Below are 19490 nucleotides of genomic sequence, written 5' to 3' on the forward strand. Positions count from 1 at the left end.
GCGGCCGCTGCCGAGCGCTGTCCAGCCCACCGGAGAAGAAGATCACCGGGAGGACGGGGAGGATGCACGGCGAAATCCCCGTGATGAGACCGCCAAGGAAACCGATAAGGATGTTCGCCCACATGCCTACCGTTCGGCGCCCTCCGGCGCTCCGGATTGGGGTGGATCCATTTCCTCCGCTGGGTCGGCTCACTCCCGGCGCGTCCAATCCGGCCTCTCCGCCGCTCCGAAGGACAGTCGCAACCACCCCCGCCACGCTCACCGAGAGCACCATCGAGACCCCCGGCGGGACACCGTGAACAGGAGTGAAGCCATGAGAAGAATTCAGCGCACATCCGCCGCCGTCGGCTTGGCCGCCATCGCCGTCCTGGGCCTTGCGGCCTGCGGCGGGTCGACGACATCCTCGGGCCCGTCGTCGGCCGCCTCGAGCGCCCCGCCGTCGAGTTCGCCGAGCCCCAGCTCCTCGGCGATGTCCACCAAGGACCCTGCCGCAAACCTCGTCGGAACGGGCTGCGCCGCGTACGCCCAGGCGAATCCGAGCGGCCCGGGCTCGGTCAAGGGCATGGCGGCCGATCCCGTGGCCGTCGCCGCATCGAACAACCCGCTGCTCACGACTCTCGTCCAGGCGGTCTCTGGCAAGCTCAACCCGAAGGTCAACCTCGTTGACACCCTCGATTCGAACCAGTTCACCGTCTTCGCGCCGGTTGACAGCGCGTTCGGCAAGATCGACCCGGCCACCATCGCCAGCCTCAAGACCGATGACGCGACGCTCAAGAAGATCCTCACCTACCACGTGGTTCCGGGCCAGATCGATCCCAAGTCGATCGCTGGCGAACACATGACCGTCGAGGGCCAGAAGCTCACCGTGACCGGTTCGGGCAACAGCCTCAAGGTCAACGGCGCCAACGTCATCTGCGGCGGAGTCCAGACCGCCAACGCGACCGTTTACCTCGTGGACTCGGTCCTCATGCCGCCGGCCAGCTGACCTGCGGCATCCCTACCGCACCGGCCGGCGTGATTGCCGGCAGCATCGACGATCGCCGTCGTGGCCAGGTCCACGGCGGCGATCGCATTCAGCCGCAAAGCAGATCTGGGTTCACGGTCGACCAATCCGACTTCGGAACGGCACCGAACCTTGATCGGACGGCACCCCACGGTCGGGTCGCAGGAGTCCGCCGGACGAGCTGGGACCCGAACGGAGGCGATGACAGTTCGACAAGCACTAAGCCCCCTCTGCGCACTGCGCTTCGCGCTAGTAATGGCCTTCTCGGGATTTGTCTGGCTAGCCCTTGGCACGGGCACCGCGCACGCGGCTGACACCTCATCGACCGGGGACCTCCTGGGTTCCTTCAAGGGCGTGGCCGCGACCGTCCTTCCACGCGACACCGCCCCGGCGGTGGGAAGCTCCGGGGCTCAGGCCATGAGCCCGGCTGGGCCCGCGGTGAGCCCTACCGACGGGAGCTCCGCCCCTGCGGCCACCGCCATCGCTCCACCCGGTGGGGCCGCCCTCCAGACGGTCGGCCAGGCGGCGCAGCCGGTCACGAATGTCATTGCGCAGGGCGCCGCGCCCATTCTTCAACCTGTCATGCCGATCGTGGCGGTTGTTGCCGAACCCGTCACCACGCCCTTGACCGCGGTTGCGCCAGCGCTTCAACCGGCGGCCCAGAACCTCGGGCCTACCGCGCCGTCGCCCGTCCCAGCCAGCAGCCTGCCGAGCCAGCCTCCCGGACCAACCGGCAGCGCAACGCCGCCTGCCTCCCCTCCCCCGGCCCCGAACTCGCCTGCCTCGGATCGTGGCGGCATATCCGCGTCCGGCGTCACCGCCCGGATCCCACCCACGAAGCAAACGCTGCGGGAGCGCCGGATGGCGGGCCCGCAAGGTGTTCCATCGATGTCCCCGTCCGCTCAGATCGAGGCCTCACCAACCGGCGAGCCGGCTGGCAGCCCTGCTTTGCCGCCAGCCCCTTCGGCGGTCGCCGCTGGAGCGGGCGGAAGCTCTCCCGTGATGTCCGTGATCGCGGCCGATGACCCCTACCGCTTGATCCTGCCGCGCACCGAGGGCGGGGAGACATCGGCCTTCGGCTTCGTACTTCCCCGATCTCCGATCAACGATCCACGCTTCTCGCCCGACTGAGCTTGGCCGCGCTGTGCCGCGACGCACAGCATTCCGCAGCCAATTCGGCCCGACCGGGCCGAGTCAGAAATCAGTCAGAGTGAGGAAACACATCATGAAGTCTCTGGTTCGTAACAGCCTGTGCGCCGCGCTTTTCGCTGGCGGCGTGCTCCTCATCGGGGCCTCCGGAGCCTCAGCCGATACCGGCGCCACTCAAGCGGTATCGTCCCAGGACAGCGCCAGCGCGTGGTCGGTGATGTCCGGGACGACGTCTGGGATGACCAACGCCAACCTCGGCGCCGGACTCGGCATCAACGCAGGCCTCAACGCAAACGCCCAGAGCACCGCCACGGGCAGCGGCAGCAACTGGGTCGGCACCAACGGCGCCACCGGGACCACCGGCACCACCTCCGGAATGACCAACGCCAACCTCGGCGCCGGACTCGGCATCAACGCAGGCCTCAACGCCGCCGCCCAGAGCACCTCCACGGGCAGCGGCAGCAACTGGGTCGGCACCAACGGCGCCACCTCCGGCATGACCAACGCCAACCTCGGCGCCGGACTCGGAGTCAACGCCGGCCTCAACGCCAACGCCCAAAGCACCACCACGGGCACCAACCGGGCCGCAACCGGAACCACCGGCGCCACCGGCACCACCTCCGGAATGACGAACGCCGACCTCGGCGCCGGACTCGGAATCAACGCCGGCCTCAACGCCAACGCCCAGAGCACCACCACGGGCAGCGGCAGCAACCGGGCCGGCACCAACAGCGCCAGCACCGGCATGACCAACGCCAACCTCGGCGCCGGACTCGGAATCAACGCCGGCCTCAACGCCAACGCCCAAAGCACCACCACGGGCAGCAACCGGACCGCAACCGGCACCAACGGCACCACCTCCGGAATGACCAACGCCAACCTCGGCGCCGGACTCGAAATCAACGCCGGCCTCAACGCCAACGCCCAAAGCACCACCACGGGCACCGGCCGGGCCGCAACCGGCACCAACAGCGCAACCTCCGGCACGACCAACGCCAACCTCGGCGCCGGACTCGGGATCAACGCCGGCCTCAACGCCATGACCCAAAGCGCCACGATGGGAACCGGCATTATCGGCGGCTAGCGCCACCGTCGAGAGGGGCCGGGCGTTTTACACGCCCGGCCCCTTTCGCCTGCTCGCGAACGTCTCCCGTTTCGTCCCTTCACCAGGGATGCGCAAATCCGGCAGACACTCAGTCTTGACCTCGCCGCCCACTGAGATCGAAGAGCGATCCGCCTATACTCCGACGAGGCCTTCCAGGAATTTCGGGTGTGCAATTCTGAACCGGAGTGTCCGAGGCCTAATCCTCTTCAGAAGGGCAGATCTGATGCAGACGATCAAGAAGCGATTCATCTATACGGGAATCTTGATCTTCGTGGCAGGCATCGTCATTGAAACGTTGAGCTCTGCCATCCTGGGCGCGATCGCCACCGCGCTGGAGCCAAGCCGCGTGCCGATGATGTGGGCGGTGGAGTCAATCGTCGGGGCGACCAGATCCGGTCTCGCTCCGCTGGGTGCAGTTCTGCTAGCAATCGGGATCGCCCTGCACTGGCTCCGGGATTATCTGCCGGAGGCACCAACCACCTCCGATCCGGATGCCGAGCAAACACGCCCGTGACGCCTCGCTACCCTCCAACGCAGTGATGCCCGCGACCGAACCTGGTCGCGGGAACCCTGTCAACTGGCGGGGTCGTACTGGAACTCGCGCACCTCCTGCGCGCACCGGCAGGCAACCGCGATCTTCGCGGCCCATTCCAGTGCCGCCTCGCGGGAGGGCACTTCCAGAATCGTGTAGCCGCCTTCGAGCTGCTTCGTCTGCGGATAGGTGCCCTCGGTCACCGTGCCATCCCCGGCGACCCGGACGGGCGGAACGGCCTCGTTGATTCCGCCGCCGAACACCCAAACGCCAGCTTCCTTCGCCTCCTCCACTACCGCATGCGCCTCGTCCGAGACTGTCTGCAGATCGTCGTGGGAAAGGTCCATGGCTCCACTCGGGAACGAGATCAAGAACTTCGTCATCGTCGACTCCTTCTCCCCTTTTCAGAGACTGGACAATCGTCGCCGACCTCACACCCGCTCACAAGACTCGCGCCACCCGCAACGTACGCGGGTCAGGTCATCCCTGGGCGCCCGAATCCTCGGCATCGCCATACGCCGCGGCGATCGCAGGGGCAGTTGCCTGGAAGACCGTGCCGCCGCCCGGAAGGACCATGTACGCCAGAAACTCCTCGTCGAACGTGACGATGCCCGAGGCGACGGCGTCGAGCTTGGCCCGGATCAACAAGGACAGTTGCCGCCAGGCTTGGCGGGCGGCTTCCTGAGCGGACTTGGATTCGTGGGGTCTGCTGCTTGGCTGTATCCAATCGTGCGTCCGCTCGGACTGCGAATCGGCCGGTCCGGGTGGCGAGACGAGCATGCGGAATGTCCGGTCACCCAAGCTGAAGACGACGGCTGCCCTGCGGTATTCCGACGCGATGCGGAATCTGCTGGCACCGGACTCGGCGAGCATCTGCCGGATCTCCTCTTGAAAAACTGAGGAGCTGAGCGAGGCGCCCCGGACGTAGTTGTGGCTCATAGCGCAGCTACGTCCAGTCGGTGCCTCGAGCGCCAGGCCATTACGCGCGCCGGTACCGGGCGGTGAGGGGGCACTCGAAGGGATCGCGCGCCGCGAGCCCGACCCTGTTGAGGTACGAAATCACGATTCCGTAGGAGCGCCAGATGCTCGTCTCCGCATACGGGACGGCGAGCCGCGTGCACTGCGCGCGCACCATCTTGCGAGCACTCGCGAGATGGGGGCGGGGCATGCTCGGGAAGAGGTGATGCTCGATCTGGTAGTTCAAGCCGCCCATGAGCCACGTGGCCCACCAACCCCCGGAGATGTTCCGCGAGGTGCGCACCTGCTTGGAGAAGAAGTCGAGCTTCGCATCCCGAGCGATCACGGGCATGCCCTTGTGATTCGGGGCGAAGCTGGCGCCCATGTAGATGCCGAACACCGCGAGCTGGACCCCGAGGAACGCGAATCCCATTCCGAGCGGGAGCAGCAAGAAGAGCGGAAGAACGACGACGGCGAAGCGCACCGCGAGCAGGCCCAGCTCGGCCCAGCGCGCCTTGACCGGCCCCCGGGAGAACAGGTGGCGGAAGCTGAGGTAGTGAAGGTTCAGGCCCTCGAGGGTCAGCAACGGGAAGAACAGCCATCCCTGGCGGCGGGTGATCAGGGCACGGAGGCCCCTCGCCTTCGATGCGTCTTCCTCGAGGAAGGAAATAGTGTCGACGTCGATGTCGGGGTCACGGCCTACCCTGTTCGGGTTCGCATGGTGCCGGGAGTGCTTGGAGTCCCACCACGAATAGCTCATCCCCACGGCTGCGCCCAAGATCCGGGCCAGGTGATCGTTCGCGCGTCCCCCAGCCAGAATCTGACGGTGCCCGGCCTCGTGGGCGAGGAATGCCACCTGAGTGAACAGGACGCCGAGCGCCGCTGCGATCAGAAGCTGGAACCAGCTCTCTCCGAGCAGAATGGAGCCGGTTACGCACCCCGCGAGCCCCACTGCGAGGACGCCACCTACCAGCGAGTAGAACCACGGAGTACGGCGCAGCAGCCCCTTCTCGCGGATCGTCTGGGACAGCTCAAGATACGCCTTGGTCAGGGGAGGGAACGTCTCCGCGCCCGCGTAAGCCTGAGGACTGGAAGTGACGTGGGGGGCGGGGCTGGAGACTGTTGTGATCAGAGCACCTTCTCTGGGGGCCGGCGCCCAAGGCGCTGTCGGGAAGCGGGTGTGTCCGTGCGGGCGGAAGGCAGTCCGCGATCCGCCCGCACGGCTCTTGAGATCAGAGGGGGCGAATGTTCGCAGCCTGCGGGCCCTTGGGGCCGCGCTCGGCGTCGTACTCGACCTTCTGGCCATCTTCGAGGGAGCGGTAGCCCTGCGTCGCGATCGCGCTGTAGTGAGCGAAAACGTCGGGAGTGCCGTCGCTGGGCTCGATGAACCCGAAGCCCTTCTCGGAGTTGAACCATTTGACGGTGCCAGTGGCCATGTCGTCTTTTCCTTTTGTTGAGATCGGCCGCGAACGCGACCGGGGTGTGCCGCGTCGACGGCGCCGACGTGGACGTGAGTGGGTGGATGAGTGAGTCGAATCCGTACCCAGCCTTCCGCGGAATGGCGAAGGGCGAGAATCTGGGGAAGCCGTGCAGGGACGTCGCGGGAGGTGTCGGCCATGGTGCCAGAGACAGGCGGACGTGGGCCGTGGTTCCTCTTCAGCCACGGATCCTTGCATCGTGCAGCGGCGGCCGCTCGGGTCTCTGACGTAGACCGCTGCGGCGAATACGGTGGGCCTTCGAAGCGAAGGCCCCGGTCGGACGACCACCTGGGAAGTCCGCGTTCGTATGAGTCTACAGGACGCCGACCTCGGCCCTCCGGCGCCAGTGGCTGCGCTCCGCGGTCACTGAACCCCGCGCCGCTGACTCAAACGCCTCCCAAATCGGCGCGCACCCGGCCCCACGTGCCGCCCATGCTCCCCCGCCCGGCCGGCCCCCGCCGTCGTCCGCTCTTTGTCCTCGGACCCGCGCAAGGGGACCTCCCGCAGCGTCAGCACGAGGACGAAGGCGAGCGCGATGATCGGGATCGCGTAGACGAACATCCCGGTCAGCGCGTTCGAGAACGCGATCTCGAACCCCTGGCGCAGCGCCGCCGGCAGCCGCGAGATGAGGGCCGGGGTGATGGAGTCGGTGCTCGGCAGGCGGGACGCGGCTCCCGCGGGTAGGTGCTGGGCGAGCTGGTCCGTGAGGCGGCTCGTGAAGATCGAGCCGAAGATCGACACCCCGAGCGAGCCGCCCACCAACCGGCCAAGCGTCACCGTCGACGTCGCGGTTCCCACATCCGGGATCGCCGCCGCGTTCTGGGCGATGACGACCATCACCTGCATCGTCAACCCGATCCCGAGCCCGAGGATCACCATGTACAGCCCCGAGGTGAGCCGGTTCGTGTCGACGCCCATCGTCGAGAGCAGATAGAACGCCGTCCCGACGACGAGCGCGCCCACAATCGGCGACCACTTGTAGTGCCCGGTCCGGCTGATGATCTGCCCCGAGACCCCAGCGGCCACGATGAGCCCAGCCATCATCGGCACGAGCAGCAGCCCCGAATTCGTCGCACTCGCCCCCGAGACGATCTGCAGGAACAGCGGTAGGAACGCAATCCCGCCGAACATCGCGAAGCCAACAATGAAGCTCACGGAGGCGGCGACGTCGAACGCCGGGAGCCGGAACAGCCGCAGCGGGATGATCGGCACGGCCGCGGCCCGCTCGGCGAACACAAAGCCGACCAAGAGAACCGCGCCCGCCGCGCCGAGGGCGTAGATGGTGGGCGAGTTCCAGGCGACGGTCGTGCCGCCCCACGTCGTCAGGAGCACGATGCACGTCAGGGCACCCCCGAGCAGGACGGCGCCGAGGAAGTCGATGCGCCGCTCCCCTTCGCGGCGCGGCACCTTGAGCACTTTGCTGACGACGGCGAGTGCCACCGCGCCGATGGGCAGGTTGATGTAGAAGATCCATCGCCAGGAGACGTAGTCGGTGAGGTAGCCGCCGATGAGCGGCCCGGCGACCGACGCGAGGCCGAACACGGCGCCCATGTAGCCCTGGTATCTGCCGCGTTCGCGGGGCGTGACGATGTCCGCGATCGTCGCCTGCGCGCCGACCATGAGCCCGCCGCCGCCCACACCCTGCAGGGCCCGGAACGCGATGAGCTGCGCCATGCTCTGGGACAGCCCGGCGGCCACCGAGCCGATGAGGAAGATGACGATCGCGACGAGGAACAGCGGCTTGCGGCCGTAGAGGTCGCCGAGCTTGCCGTACAGCGGCATAACGACCGACGACGCCAGGAAGTACGCCGTCACGACCCACGAGAGTTCTTGGAGCCCGTTGAGCTCGCCGACGATGGTCGGCAGGGCGGTGGCCACGATGGTCTGGTCCATCGCGGCGAGGAGCATCCCGAGCATGAGTCCGGACATCGCCGTGAGGACCTGGCGGTAGGTTCGCGGCGCGGGGACGGAAGCGTCGAAAGCGGCTGACATGGCCTCGACCTCCAAACAGCGAGGAGCCTGTTCGGTCTCTCCGTTCAGGCTACGCTCGGCGGGCTCTGCTGTCCCCAAGTTGGGCGAGCAAGCTAGCGGGGTTGGAAGCCGCGAGCTAAGCCCCTGAGTATGCCGAGAGGGGCCAGCTTGCGTTGCTGGCCCCTCTCGATCTTCTCTAGTTGCTGGCTGGTTCCGCGCGCGGCCGAGGTACGCGCCGTCTGCCGCGTTCTGTTAGATAGGCGATCGCGCCGATCAAGGGGATGAGCACGATCAGAGCCAGCCACAAGAAACGCGCCACGCCGGCCAACCGCCGATCTGTGAGTGCAAGGACAAGCGCGACGATTTCAACGGCTAGGACGGCCAAAGTCGGGATCCCGGCGATGGCCAGGACCACGTAATTCGGCTGCAGCTCGGAAGCCTGACTGGGTCCCAGCCATGTCGTCACGAACTCGTAGCCCATCCTCTGTCTCCTCCCACGTTCAGCTGCACCCAAACGTCCCAGGACCCCCACGAAGTTCATCGGGATTATTCGCTTGCCTGCTCCTGATACAGGATCCTTAGCGATGGGCTGGCGGAGGGTCAATGGGTGGCCCGCACCACGACCCAATTTATGGATCCTGAGGGTCAGCCCATCTTCATCCAGCCTTGAACGCACTGCGCAGATCAATCGAGACGGGCATCGCAACACTGACATCGATGACCGACGGCCACCCAGTCTCCCGTTTTCAAACACGGAGCACCTACGTGCTTCGCTGCGCCCAGCCCGTACCCTGAACGACAGATTCCGGGGAGCCTATCGAACATTCACTGAGAACCACTACCGACGGCGTCCGTGACCGGTCTCGGCGGAATCAAAGCGAGCGAACGAATTCTCGCCGCGTGGACTATTGACGCACACCTAGTGATCCACTAAGCGGGGCGAATTGAGTCGCCAGGCGGTTAGTCGCTCGCGGTCGGCTCGGCGCTCGCCCTACCCGAGGCTAATACCATGGACCCCCTAAACCTTGCATTGTGCGGATCGTGGGTTAATGTAAACCGTACGCAACCTATCGCTGCAATGAAAAAGGTTGCGGAAATCGTCAGAACAATGCGTATCCTCATTTCGGCTGACTCTGGAGAATTCAGACGCAGAGCGCTTCCCGAATGACTCCGACAATGAATTGAGGAACCATGTACACCGCCGCGCGGCTTGCTGCCGCAATATCCCTCATTTTACTTCTTTCGCTCGGCATTACATCCGTCGCTCGCGCACACACAGGTAGTGCACCGAATGAAACATTCTCGCCGGCGAAGGTTGATCCCAGCAATCAGCTTCCCGCCTCCGCCACCGCAGCAAATCTTGAGGTGTACCCAAGCCTCGTCTGTTACAAGGACGGCTCATATACCTGGAGCGTCACGGTCGTAGACGGCGAGCCGAACTTCCAATATCAGATCTTTTGGTACTACAGCGAGACCCACGACGACGGCTCAGGTGGTGGTACCTTCACCACAGAGTATGAGGGCGTGCTCACAACCGGGTCTGCGGGCATCGGCACAAGTTCAACGTATTACGACAACTTCGGCCCGGGGCTCACAAGTGTAACGATATATGTTACTGTCGGAGGCATCACGGCCTCAACGACCGTAAACTGCCCTTGATCGGAGCGCTCGGTGCAGATGTTCGAATCTTCAAATTATCGACCCGGGGAGCCGCTTCGATCGTGGCTCAACGGCGAAGAAGTTACCCGCTACGATGCCGAGCTCATCGTTCAGAAATCTGGTTCGGCCGATTCCCTGAGGAAGCTCTTCAGCGGAGGGTCTCTGGATGACGCTGATCTGATCGCGTTTGGACGATTGAATTCATGGTGTGTTCTCCAGTGGTATGAACCGATCGTCATCCTTGTCTCCAAGCCAACTGCCGCCGCCAAAGTTGTGAAATTCTTATCGGAAAATGTGAGATCGATCGCAATGGAATAGCGACTGAGGGCCGAACTGGCTTGCTGATGGGACGGCTCGTAGTCCAAATCCCCATCAGCAAGCTGTTCGCTACGATCGAGGCTCACCGCGGTGGGCCTCACCGCTCAGATCCTTCTTGATCCGGGCCAACTCGGCCCGGATCACCCTCAGGACAATTTCCTTCATTGGGTCCCCTGTCACCGCAGAGGCCACCTTTAGGTCTCGGTGTAGGCCTCGGGACAGGCCGATCGTCATCACCTTGTCGCCCTCGGACACGCGTTCATCCCCCTAGATAGCGCCGTCTTGCAAGGCCACCCTAGCCGTGGATCCAAGACCCGGATGGTCGTCGCCTGCCTAGGCACGAGTGTGCTCATGAGACTTCCGTGGCACAACTGTCAGTTTCGGTGGTGAGCCACGTTAAGCCTCCGTGCCGCAAGAGAGAGGCGCAACCGTACACGCTTGCTCCGGGCTACTTGTCTGTGAGTGCTACCGACCAGCGACCATCGAGAGGCGAGAGACCCAACCGGGAATCCGGACTCCGTGAGACGCTGCTCAATGGTCTACTCGCAACGGGAACCTTTTCGGCCGCTGCGGACACTACGGAGCATGAGGCATATGGGGGAACCCGACGAAGACCTGTGGCGCCGGTGCGCGGCTGGCGACGCCGACGCCTTCGGCGTCCTGTTCGAAAGGTATGCCGATGCCGTTTTCAGGTACTGCGTGTCGCGGTGCGGGTCGTGGCACGACGCTGAGGAGCTCGTCTCAATCACCTTCCTTGAGGCCTGGCGACAGCGAAACAGGCTCAGACTCGAAAGAGACACGGTGCTGCCATGGCTGCTAGGGGTCGCCACCAACGCAGACCGCAATCGCGCCAGAGCATCACGCCGTCACGCTGAATTCCTAGCACGGCTGCCGTACTCGGACCCACGACACGAACAGAATCAGGCCGACCACGCCGAGGCCATTGCTACGAGGCTCGACGCGGAACGCGCCGTCCGCGAAATGGTTGACACCACCGCTGGTCTGAACGCAGGCGAGCGGGACGTCGTCCTTCTGTGCCTGGTGAACGGGCTCGGTCAGGATGAGGTCGCAAAGGCCCTTGGAGTCCGCCCCGGCACCATCAAATCCCGGCTGCATAGGGCCAAGGCCAAGTTGGCCAAACTGCCCAGTCCCCCGGATTCTGCCGATCATTTTGACGCGAAGATCGCCAAAGCGAGGATGTCATGAACCTCTCCGAAATCACCTACCCCAAGGACACGAAGGACCGCGTCCGGAATCTGCTCGTTCAGGAAGCCCGCCGTAGGCCGGCGCCTGGGCGAAGATGGCGCAGCTTTCCTGTGGTGATGGCAGTTGCTGGCACGGCCCTGATTGGAACTACCGCCGCCGGAATCTACACGGCCTTTGCTCCCGTGAACGACAAACGGGACATTCGCTGCTACTACCACGCCGACCTCACTACGAGGCCCCCGATCAAGGCCTTGCCGGGCCAAACCATGCCTCCCTTCATAACAGCAGGCATCTTCGAGGCAGGGTTCGACGCCAGCAAGAACCCGAATCCGAGCGACAAGAACGCCGGAATGAAGCAAATCAGCGACCCCATCAACCTCTGCAGCAGGATCTGGAATGACGGGGGGATGAGTCCTGACGGACTCACAGATGACCTCATCCCGGCGGACTTCCTCCTCCCCGCGCCGGGGAGCATCGTCTCTGGAGCCGGGTACAAGGACCAGAACGATCACCCCATTGAGCCCGACCAGGGCGTCTTCGGACACTTCGGGCACTACATCCCACGCCTGGCCGAATGCGTTGTCGACAACACTGTCGCCGTCATCCCTGGGGGTCCTGAGGTGTGCGCTCGCCTTGGAATCCCTGCGCTTCAGCAGTAAACCGGAGCTGCTTTAGGCTCGGAGCCATGACTATTCAGCGCATGGACAATGTCGGAATCGTCGTCGAAGACCTGGATGCCGCCGTGGCGTTCTTCACGGAGCTCGGCATGGAGCTGGAGGGCAGGGCTCAGATTGAGGGGCTGTGGGCGGACCAGACTGTCGGGCTCGACGGCATTCGAAGCGAGATCGCCATGATGCGGACCCCAGACGGCCACGGCAAGCTCGAGCTGGCGAAGTACTACGCCCCCGCGCTCGTCGACGCCGGGCCGAAGAACCCGCCGCCCAATACGCTCGGCCTGCATCGCGTCATGTTCGCCGTCGATGACATCGATAACACCATCTCCCGACTACGCGCCCACGGCGCCGAGGTTCTCGGCGAGGTGGCCCAGTACGAGAGCATCTTCCGGCTCTGCTACCTCCGCGGCCCTGCGGGCATCATCGTCGCCCTGGCCGAACAGATCGGCTGACTCGGACCTGCCGCAAGCAACACCTGTCGACGGCAAGGACTACGGTTCGTCACTCGCCGCTCGGGCCGCCGCGTCGCGGATCATCCATCGACGGACAAGGATCACGTCGACAGCGGCTTCGAGGGCGACGACCACCCAAAACAACCAGATCGGCAATCCCGCGAAGATGGTTCCGAGCAGCAGTCCGACCAGGACCGCTGACGCAGCGATCTGGTAGATCACTCGAGCAGATGTCGCGCTTCGCGCCTCGCCATACTCCCGCAGAAGGTGAAGGATCTTCACCGGCGCCGACCTCCGTGAGTGCGACAACCGCGAAGCGTCGACTCCTGCAAGCAGTTTGTGCATGGATCCCCCAAATCGTTCGTACGGTTGCGGCGGTCCGCGAGCCGCGTCCCGCCGAGACTTCAGACAAGCAACCGAGTTCGCCCGTGTCAAGTACGCCGTAACAAGCATGGAAGTAAAGTTAGGCGGATCTTAGGCGCCGGACCCCGGAAGCCGCCCCGCCGTCGTCGTCCGCATCCAGGCCGCCAGCCCACACCACCCGCCTACTTCAACGATGAAAATTGGTCAACCGGTTGACTATGTTATGCATCACACCCATACTCGATGCAGGCACGGTTCGAGACCTTGCTCCAGACGCCGGACCTCCCGGCGCAAGGGGGAACTTCGACAATCGGGGCGCCGATGCAGGCCGCCCAGAACAGAAAGGACGCGAGGATGCGTTGGTTCGCAAAGGCCGCCGCCGCAGTTGCGGCGGTTGCTCTGCTGGCGGGGTGCTCCGCAGGCGCTGGCAGCAGTTCGGGCGACACGACCCTGCAGTGGTGGGTCGTCAACCCGTCCAACCAGAAGGCGCAGGACGGCCTCAACAAGATCATCACCGACTTCGAGGCCGCCAACCCCGGCATCAAGGTCCAGCTCACGGCCCGGGCCGTCGACGCGCACAAGGACGCGCTCCGCACGGCGATCGGCACGCCGGCCGCCCCGGACATCTACCAGTACTGGGCCGGCCCCGGCCTCGGCGGCGAGCTCGTGAAGGCCAACGCGAGCGCTGACCTCACCGACTACTACAAGCAGTACAACTGGGACTCCCGGTTCGCCGACGCTGCCCTGGGCCCGGTGAAGCAGTACGGCGGCTACAACGGCGTGCCGTTCAAGCTCAACGGCCAGGCGCTCTACTACAACAAGAAGCTCTTCGCGCAGGCCGGCATCACCACGCCGCCCACCACGCTCGCCGAGCTCGACGCCGACGCCCAGAAGCTCAAGGACGCCGGGATCACGCCGATCGAGTTCGGCGGAACCGTCAACTGGCACGTCATGCGCCTGCTCGACACGTTCCTCGAGGGCAACTGCGGCTCGGCAACGTTCGACAAGCTCGTGACCAAGAAGGCCAACTGGGGCACCGAGCAGTGCGTCACGAAGTCCTTCACCGAGCTGCAGAAGTGGTCGAAGAACTACTTCAACCCGGGCTTCATCGGCATCAACAATGACGAATCGTCGGCCCTGTTCTACTCGGGCAAGGCCGCGATGGCCCTCGAGGGCGACTGGTTCAATGCCTCGATCGCGAGCAACAACATGAAGCCCGAGGACGTCGGGATCTTCCCCCTCTCCACTGGGACGGGCCGCCTGTACGGCTTCGAAGAGGCCGAGTACATCACCAAGGACAGCTCGCACAAGGACGCCGCGGCGAAGTTCGTCGACTACCTCACGTCGAGCAAGGTCCAGCAGGACAACCTCGGAACGTTCGCGACGCAGTCGGTGGACAAGGACGTCAAGTCCACCGCGACCGACTCGCTGACCACGTCCTGGAACAAGGTCTTCACGGACGCCAAGGGCCTGTACATGAACAACGATCAGAACCTCTCGCAGACCGCGACCACCGAGTACTGGCGCATCCAGAACCTCGTGGCCACGGGAGGCATGGACCCCTCGAAGGCTGGGACCGAGTTCCAGAAGTTCCTGGACTCCAACGGCTGACGAGATCCGGCCGCGGCGGCAGCCGCTACGGCCCCGCTGCGGCCGGACCCTCATCGAAACTGTCAAAGGCGATACTTTGTCAAAGCTTCTTGCCGCCGGCCAGGCCGGCCATCCGACGCCGGCGATCGCACCCCGATCGCGCAAGGCACCGAGGATGCGGCGCATCCTCAAGGGCGGATTCATCGCCGCCCTCCCCTTCCTCGCCCCCGCCCTCGCCGCCTATGTCGTGTTCGTCATCGGGCCGATGGTGAGCGCCGTGCGGCTGAGCCTCTACAAGTGGTCCGGGTTCAACTCCTCCCCGGATGTGTTCGTGGGCTTCGAGAACTTCGTGCGCCTCGTCACGAAGGATCCCGTGTTCTGGACGGCCGTGCAGAACACGGTCGTGTGGGTCCTGCTCTCCTTGGTGATCCCCACCTCCTTGGGGCTCATCATGGCGCTCGCCCTCAACCGGAAGATCTTCGGACGGAACCTGTTCCGCTCCGTCTTCTACATCCCCGGCGTCCTGGCCCCCATCGCGATCGCCAACATGTGGCGCTGGATGTACAACCCCAACTACGGGGCGATCAGCGACATGGCGAAGTGGCTGCACCTCGGCGACGGGTCCGGGACCACGCTCCTGAGCGACCCGAAGACCGCCATCTACGCGATCTTCGCGGCCTTCGTCTGGCAGGTCGCGGGCCTGAACATGGTGCTGTTCTTGGCCGGGTTGCAGAGCGTCTCGAAGGAGCTCGTCGAATCCGCCCGCATGGACGGGGCGAGCGCCTGGCAGGTGTTCCGCAACGTGACCCTTCCCGCGCTTCGGCCAACGGTCGTCGTCGTGCTCGTCCTGACGATCGTCAACTCGATCAAGGTCTTCGACCTCGTGGTCGGCATGACAGGAGGCGGGCCGGCGCAGAAGTCCCAGGTCCTCGCGCTCTGGTCGTACACCCAGTCGTTCCTCAACCACGACTTCGGCATGGGCAACGCCGTCGCCACGGTCCTCCTCCTCATCACGATGATCCTCGTGATCCCCTACCTCATCTGGTCCACCAAGGGAGCTGACGACAGATGACCACCCTGACACTCCGCAGGACCTCGGCCGCCGCCGCCCCCAGCCGGCGGCGGAAGGCCCCGGCCTCGCGGGACTACGTCCGCATCGGGCTGTGGATCGCCCTCGCGATCACCATGGTCCTCTGGGCGCTGCCGCTGCTGTTCATGCTCGTCACGTCGCTCAAGAGCGAGAACGAAATCTTCTCCTCCTCGCCCTTCTCCCTCCCCAGCGCGGCCCAGTGGGAGAACTTCGCGAAGGCGATCCAAACGGGCAACTTCTTTACCGCCGCGGGCAACAGCCTCCTCATCGCGGTGATCAAGGTCCCGATCGGCCTGTTCATCTCCGCGGCGGCGGCGTTCGCGCTCTCCAGGATCCGCTTCCGCGGCAGCAAGCTCCTCCTCGGGGCCTTCGCCCTCGGCTCGATGGTCCCGATCCAGGTTGCCCTCGGCCCGCTGTTCAAGACCATCCTCAGCCTGGGCCTGCTGAACACCCCGTGGGGCGTGATCCTCCCGTACATCGGCTTCGGCCTGCCATACCAGATCTTCATCCTCTACGGCTTCTTCTCGTCGATCCCACGCGAGATCGACGAGAGCGTGAGGGTCGACGGCGGCGGGAACCTGCGCTTGTTCCTCCAGATCGTCCTGCCGCTGTCGAAGCCGGCGCTCGCCGCGCTCTTCATCCTCGACTTCGTCTCGACATGGAACGAGTACGCGATCGCGCTCGTGATCCTCCAGAGCAAGGCGTCGATGACCATCCCGCTCGCGATCCAGAGCTTCCAGTCCCAGTTCACGAGCTCCTACGGGCCGCTCAACGCGTTCACCGTCATGTCCATCCTTCCCGTCGTGATCGTCTACCTGCTCTTCCAGCGGTACTTCGTCCAGGGCATGTTCACCGGCGCGGTCAAGGGCTGAGCCCTACCCGGCCCCGCCCCGCCACGCCCCGCCACAACCAGCCCGGCCGCACCGAGCAGAGAAAGCCACCATGCCGAATTTCACCCCCGAAACCCCGCTCTTCGAGATCATGCGCCATCCGCGCGCCCACCAGGTCATCGCCGCCGAGCTCCCGGAGCTTGCAGGGAATCCGATCTTGCACACGCTCTACCACTACCCGCTGGGGCTCATTCTGAGCACGGAGGATCGGCTTCGGGGCGACGTTCGCCGCCAAGCCGCGCTCCTGGCGCGGGTCGCCGAGGCGGGGGACGCGCCGTCGTCCGTCGCCCCCGCGGGCAACGTCCCGGCCCCAGCCCCGAACGACGACGACGAGGCGACGGCGCGTGGGAGCGCCGTCGTCCGCCATGCGGACCTCGTGCCCGCGTGGACCGCGTTCGAGGCGACCTTCGAAGGCCCCTCGCGCGGCAACCCCTTCACGGACGTTGAACTCACGGCGACGTTCACGTCCGACGGTGCCGTGCTCGAGGCGCCCGGCTTCTACGACGGCGACGGCCAGTACCGGATTAGGCTGCTCGTTCCCGCCGAGGGCGAGTGGAGCTTCACGACCTCGAGCAACGCGCGGTCGCTCGACGGCATCACGGGCACGTTCACTGCGGGGCCGGCGGCGTCCCGGGGCCCGGTGCGCGTCGCGGACACCTTCCACTTCGCGTACGACGACGGCACCCCCTATGTGCCGATGGGCACCACTTCCTACGTGTGGACGCATCAGGGCAATGACCTCGAAGAGGCGACGCTCGAGGCGCTCAAGACCGGGCCGTTCAACAAGATGCGCATGTGCGTGTTCCCCAAGTCGTACCTCTTCAACGAGAACGAGCCCGAGCTTTACCCGTACGAGGGCTCGCTCGAGGAGGGGTTCGACCACTTCCGGCCCAACCCCGAGTACTGGAGGCACCTCGAGGCGCGGATCGACCAGCTCGACGAGCTCGGCATCGAGGCCGACCTCATCCTCTTCCACGCCTACGACCGCTGGGGCTTCTCGACCATGAGCACGGCTGCGGATGATCTGTACGTCAAGTACGCCGTGGCCCGACTGGCCTCCCGCCGGAACGTGTGGTGGTCTCTGGCCAACGAATACGACCTCATGTTCGAGAAGACCACCGAGGACTGGGAGCGCTTCGCGTCGATCGTCACCGCGAACGATCCGAGCGGACACCTCCTGTCCATTCACAACTGCCGCGAGTTCTACGACCACAGCCGCCCGTGGGTGACGCACTGCAGCATCCAGCGGCGTGACGTCTACAAGACGGCCGAGATGACCACCGAGTGGCGGGCCGCGTACGGCAAGCCGATCGTGATCGACGAGTGCGCGTACGAGGGCAACATCGACCAGGGCTGGGGCAACATCACCGGCGAGGAGATGACGCGCCGCTTCTGGGAGGGCGCCGTCCGCGGCGGGTACGTGGGCCACGGCGAGACGTACGTGGACCCGGACGACGTCCTGTGGTGGGCCAAGGGCGGGACCCTCAAGGGGACGAGCCCCGAGCGTATCGGCTTCCTGCGCCGCATCCTCGAGGAGAGCCCGCACGGTCACCTCGAGCCGCTCGACGGTCACTGGGACGCGCCGAGCGCCGGGATTCGGGACGAGTACGAGCTCATCTATTTCGGATTCAACCAGCCGACGTACCGGCGATTCGTGAAGTCGCCGGAGAAGAATTTCGAGGTCGACGTCATCGACACCTGGAATATGACCGTCGCGACTCTGCCGGGGACTTTTTCGGGCCGCTTCCGCATCGAGCTTCCGGGGCGGCAATACATCGCGGTGCGGCTCAGGGCTTTGCCGACGACGGCGGAGCCGTTGACTCCCGCACGATGAGGGCCGGCTCGATCGAGTAATTCGGCTTCGGGGCCTCGCCGCGCACGAGCGAAAGAACGGTGAGCAGCGCGGCCTCGCCGATTCGCTCGAAATCGATACGGGACGAGGTCAGGGGCGGGGTGAAATAGCGGGCCTCGGGCATATCGTCAAATCCGACGATCGAGTAGTCCCGGGGCGCGGTGAATCCGCGCCCGTGAAGCACGCTCGAGAATCCCAAAGCGATCTCGTCATTCGCCGCGAACACCGCGGTGAACTGCGTCGGATCGATCGTCTCGGCGCATGCGGCACCCGACGCGGCGTCCCACTCCGCGCACTCCAGAATCGGGAGCGGAGTGAGCGCCGCGGAGGCGAGTTCGTCCTGGTAGGCGCGGCGCCGTGTGTGCGATTCGTTGCGGTTCGCCGGCCCGCCGAGGTGCAGGATGTCGCGGTGTCCGAGCTCGATGAGGTGCCGCACGGCCAGGCGAGCCGCGGCGTAGGAGCGGGAATGCACCGTCGGCGCGTCCCCGTCTCCGCCTTCCGAGAGCAGGATCACCGGGACGGCGTCCTTCACGTAGTCCACGAGCACGCCGCCGCCGACGAACGGAGTCGCGATCACAAGGCCGTCGACGCGCATCGAGAGGAGTCTGTCGATGTCGCGGAACAGCTCGGCCTGAACCTTGGGGTCGGCCGGATCCGGTTCGAAATGGGACGTCACGAGAGTTTGGCTGTGAGCCCTCGCGGCGTGGTTCAGTCCCATGAGAATGCTCGCGTTGCCGTAGTTGATCGGGCCCAGCGAAAGGAATCCAATGCTCTCGGTCCGGTCGCCCCGCAACTGGCGCGGAAGGCGATTCTGGCGGTAGCCCAGATCGCTTACCGCCGCCTCGATCCGCGCGCGAGAGTCGGTCGAGACATAGCCGCCGTTGAAATAGCGCGAGACGGTTTGCGCCGACACCTCGGCGCGACGCCCGACGTCGATCATGGTGGGCCGTTTGCGGGGGCCGGAATTCACCGATGCCTCCCCTTCGAATCGAAAGCGGGGGTGAGCATTCAGTCTATGGCGTGCGCCGCCGTCGTACTTTCTCCTCTCGACGCTGCCGCTGCAGGGTGCGACTATTTGGTGCCATGAGACCGGGTACAGCACTCGGCACAGCGATCGTTGCCGCCGCGCTGCTCGTGGCTTCCTGCGGCGGTTCCGCAGGGTCAGGTGGCGGCAGCCCGACAGCGGGTGGCGGGAGCGCCA

20 protein-coding genes are annotated in these 19490 nt (G+C 65.2%); 12 read left to right on the top strand and 8 right to left on the bottom strand.

The features are described 5' to 3' along the window. Positions 1–313: 313 nt before the first annotated feature. The 3 genes from ACLN58_RS07410 (at position 314) to ACLN58_RS07420 (ending at position 3771) form a co-directional block, all read left to right on the top strand. Positions 314–985: a fasciclin domain-containing protein gene (locus ACLN58_RS07410; protein WP_415854622.1), complete on the top strand. Its 672-nt coding sequence runs from the start codon at positions 314–316 to the stop codon at positions 983–985. 1243 nt (positions 986–2228) lie between these two features. Further along, the gene (locus ACLN58_RS07415) at positions 2229–3236 is read left to right on the top strand and encodes a hypothetical protein (RefSeq protein ID WP_415854623.1); all 1008 of its coding nucleotides are present in this window, start codon (positions 2229–2231) and stop codon (positions 3234–3236) included. Between the two features lie 244 nt (positions 3237–3480). Beyond that, entirely contained in the window at positions 3481–3771 is a 291-nt protein-coding gene (locus ACLN58_RS07420; protein ID WP_415854624.1) for a hypothetical protein, read from the top strand. Between the two features lie 59 nt (positions 3772–3830). Here the strand turns inward: ACLN58_RS07420 and ACLN58_RS07425 are convergent, their stop codons facing one another. The 6 genes from ACLN58_RS07425 to ACLN58_RS07450 form a co-directional block, all read right to left on the bottom strand. Further along, entirely contained in the window at positions 3831–4172 is a 342-nt protein-coding gene (locus ACLN58_RS07425) for a YciI family protein (protein WP_415854625.1), read from the bottom strand. A gap of 97 nt (positions 4173–4269) precedes the next feature. Beyond that, a complete protein-coding gene (locus ACLN58_RS07430) occupies positions 4270–4728 on the bottom strand; it encodes a hypothetical protein (RefSeq protein WP_415854626.1) in 459 nt (152 codons plus the stop codon). 40 nt (positions 4729–4768) lie between these two features. After that, positions 4769–5878 carry a fatty acid desaturase family protein gene (locus tag ACLN58_RS07435; RefSeq protein ID WP_415854640.1) on the bottom strand — a complete coding sequence of 370 codons (1110 nt, stop codon included), beginning with the start codon at positions 5876–5878 and terminating at the stop codon, positions 4769–4771. Between the two features lie 100 nt (positions 5879–5978). Then, positions 5979–6182: a cold-shock protein gene (locus ACLN58_RS07440; RefSeq protein WP_307967627.1), complete on the bottom strand. Its 204-nt coding sequence runs from the start codon at positions 6180–6182 to the stop codon at positions 5979–5981. Between the two features lie 405 nt (positions 6183–6587). Further along, positions 6588–8216: an MDR family MFS transporter gene (locus tag ACLN58_RS07445; RefSeq protein ID WP_415854627.1), complete on the bottom strand. Its 1629-nt coding sequence runs from the start codon at positions 8214–8216 to the stop codon at positions 6588–6590. A gap of 175 nt (positions 8217–8391) precedes the next feature. Beyond that, complete coding sequence (locus ACLN58_RS07450) at positions 8392–8676, bottom strand: PLDc N-terminal domain-containing protein (protein WP_415854628.1); 285 nt, start codon at positions 8674–8676, stop codon at positions 8392–8394. 710 nt (positions 8677–9386) lie between these two features. Between ACLN58_RS07450 and ACLN58_RS07455 the strand changes: the two genes are divergently transcribed. The 5 genes from ACLN58_RS07455 to ACLN58_RS07475 all read left to right on the top strand — a co-directional run bounded on the left by ACLN58_RS07455 (position 9387) and on the right by ACLN58_RS07475 (position 12504). Then, entirely contained in the window at positions 9387–9854 is a 468-nt protein-coding gene (locus ACLN58_RS07455) for a hypothetical protein (RefSeq protein WP_415854629.1), read from the top strand. A gap of 12 nt (positions 9855–9866) precedes the next feature. Beyond that, a complete protein-coding gene (locus tag ACLN58_RS07460; protein WP_415854630.1) occupies positions 9867–10172 on the top strand; it encodes a hypothetical protein in 306 nt (101 codons plus the stop codon). A 594-nt stretch (positions 10173–10766) separates the two neighbouring features. Beyond that, positions 10767–11378 carry an RNA polymerase sigma factor gene (locus tag ACLN58_RS07465; RefSeq protein ID WP_415854631.1) on the top strand — a complete coding sequence of 204 codons (612 nt, stop codon included), beginning with the start codon at positions 10767–10769 and terminating at the stop codon, positions 11376–11378. Next, positions 11375–12037, top strand: a complete 663-nt coding sequence (locus tag ACLN58_RS07470) for a hypothetical protein (RefSeq protein ID WP_415854632.1) — start codon at positions 11375–11377, stop codon at positions 12035–12037. Before ACLN58_RS07465 ends, ACLN58_RS07470 begins: the two co-directional genes overlap by 4 nt. A gap of 26 nt (positions 12038–12063) precedes the next feature. Then, on the top strand, positions 12064–12504 hold the full coding sequence (locus ACLN58_RS07475) for a VOC family protein (protein WP_415854633.1): 441 nt from the start codon (positions 12064–12066) through the stop codon (positions 12502–12504). A gap of 39 nt (positions 12505–12543) precedes the next feature. Here the strand turns inward: ACLN58_RS07475 and ACLN58_RS07480 are convergent, their stop codons facing one another. Continuing rightward, positions 12544–12786 carry a hypothetical protein gene (locus ACLN58_RS07480; protein WP_415854634.1) on the bottom strand — a complete coding sequence of 81 codons (243 nt, stop codon included), beginning with the start codon at positions 12784–12786 and terminating at the stop codon, positions 12544–12546. A gap of 435 nt (positions 12787–13221) precedes the next feature. Here ACLN58_RS07480 and ACLN58_RS07485 point away from each other — a divergent pair, with 435 nt between their 5' ends. The 4 genes from ACLN58_RS07485 (at position 13222) to ACLN58_RS07500 (ending at position 18271) form a co-directional block, all read left to right on the top strand. After that, the gene (locus tag ACLN58_RS07485; RefSeq protein ID WP_415854635.1) at positions 13222–14478 is read left to right on the top strand and encodes an ABC transporter substrate-binding protein; all 1257 of its coding nucleotides are present in this window, start codon (positions 13222–13224) and stop codon (positions 14476–14478) included. Between the two features lie 154 nt (positions 14479–14632). Next, the gene (locus ACLN58_RS07490; protein WP_415854636.1) at positions 14633–15529 is read left to right on the top strand and encodes a carbohydrate ABC transporter permease; all 897 of its coding nucleotides are present in this window, start codon (positions 14633–14635) and stop codon (positions 15527–15529) included. Beyond that, complete coding sequence (locus ACLN58_RS07495; protein ID WP_415854637.1) at positions 15526–16419, top strand: carbohydrate ABC transporter permease; 894 nt, start codon at positions 15526–15528, stop codon at positions 16417–16419. Before ACLN58_RS07490 ends, ACLN58_RS07495 begins: the two co-directional genes overlap by 4 nt. A gap of 70 nt (positions 16420–16489) precedes the next feature. After that, entirely contained in the window at positions 16490–18271 is a 1782-nt protein-coding gene (locus tag ACLN58_RS07500) for a DUF5605 domain-containing protein (RefSeq protein WP_415854638.1), read from the top strand. Here the strand turns inward: ACLN58_RS07500 and ACLN58_RS07505 are convergent. Then, positions 18225–19259 carry a LacI family DNA-binding transcriptional regulator gene (locus ACLN58_RS07505; protein WP_415854639.1) on the bottom strand — a complete coding sequence of 345 codons (1035 nt, stop codon included), beginning with the start codon at positions 19257–19259 and terminating at the stop codon, positions 18225–18227. The genes ACLN58_RS07500 and ACLN58_RS07505 overlap by 47 nt on opposite strands. Positions 19260–19490 lie beyond the last annotated feature (231 nt).

Source organism: Sinomonas sp. G460-2 (assembly GCF_047759905.1).
Taxonomy (GTDB): Bacteria; Actinomycetota; Actinomycetes; order Actinomycetales; family Micrococcaceae; genus Sinomonas.

Excerpts from the sequence above, each read along its gene's own strand:
- ACLN58_RS07425 (WP_415854625.1), bottom strand. The coding sequence starts at position 4,172 with ATGACGAAGTTCTTGATCTCGTTCCCGAGTGGAGCCATGGACCTTTCC.
- ACLN58_RS07420 (WP_415854624.1), top strand. The coding sequence starts at position 3,481 with ATGCAGACGATCAAGAAGCGATTCATCTATACGGGAATCTTGATCTTC.
- ACLN58_RS07445 (WP_415854627.1), bottom strand. The coding sequence starts at position 8,216 with ATGTCAGCCGCTTTCGACGCTTCCGTCCCCGCGCCGCGAACCTACCGC.
- ACLN58_RS07430 (WP_415854626.1), bottom strand. The coding sequence starts at position 4,728 with ATGAGCCACAACTACGTCCGGGGCGCCTCGCTCAGCTCCTCAGTTTTT.
- ACLN58_RS07470 (WP_415854632.1), top strand. The coding sequence starts at position 11,375 with ATGAACCTCTCCGAAATCACCTACCCCAAGGACACGAAGGACCGCGTC.
- ACLN58_RS07415 (WP_415854623.1), top strand. The coding sequence starts at position 2,229 with ATGAAGTCTCTGGTTCGTAACAGCCTGTGCGCCGCGCTTTTCGCTGGC.
- ACLN58_RS07440 (WP_307967627.1), bottom strand. The coding sequence starts at position 6,182 with ATGGCCACTGGCACCGTCAAATGGTTCAACTCCGAGAAGGGCTTCGGG.
- ACLN58_RS07475 (WP_415854633.1), top strand. The coding sequence starts at position 12,064 with ATGACTATTCAGCGCATGGACAATGTCGGAATCGTCGTCGAAGACCTG.
- ACLN58_RS07495 (WP_415854637.1), top strand. The coding sequence starts at position 15,526 with ATGACCACCCTGACACTCCGCAGGACCTCGGCCGCCGCCGCCCCCAGC.
- ACLN58_RS07455 (WP_415854629.1), top strand. The coding sequence starts at position 9,387 with ATGTACACCGCCGCGCGGCTTGCTGCCGCAATATCCCTCATTTTACTT.
- ACLN58_RS07500 (WP_415854638.1), top strand. The coding sequence starts at position 16,490 with ATGCCGAATTTCACCCCCGAAACCCCGCTCTTCGAGATCATGCGCCAT.
- ACLN58_RS07490 (WP_415854636.1), top strand. The coding sequence starts at position 14,633 with ATGCGGCGCATCCTCAAGGGCGGATTCATCGCCGCCCTCCCCTTCCTC.
- ACLN58_RS07465 (WP_415854631.1), top strand. The coding sequence starts at position 10,767 with ATGGGGGAACCCGACGAAGACCTGTGGCGCCGGTGCGCGGCTGGCGAC.
- ACLN58_RS07410 (WP_415854622.1), top strand. The coding sequence starts at position 314 with ATGAGAAGAATTCAGCGCACATCCGCCGCCGTCGGCTTGGCCGCCATC.
- ACLN58_RS07485 (WP_415854635.1), top strand. The coding sequence starts at position 13,222 with ATGCGTTGGTTCGCAAAGGCCGCCGCCGCAGTTGCGGCGGTTGCTCTG.
- ACLN58_RS07450 (WP_415854628.1), bottom strand. The coding sequence starts at position 8,676 with ATGGGCTACGAGTTCGTGACGACATGGCTGGGACCCAGTCAGGCTTCC.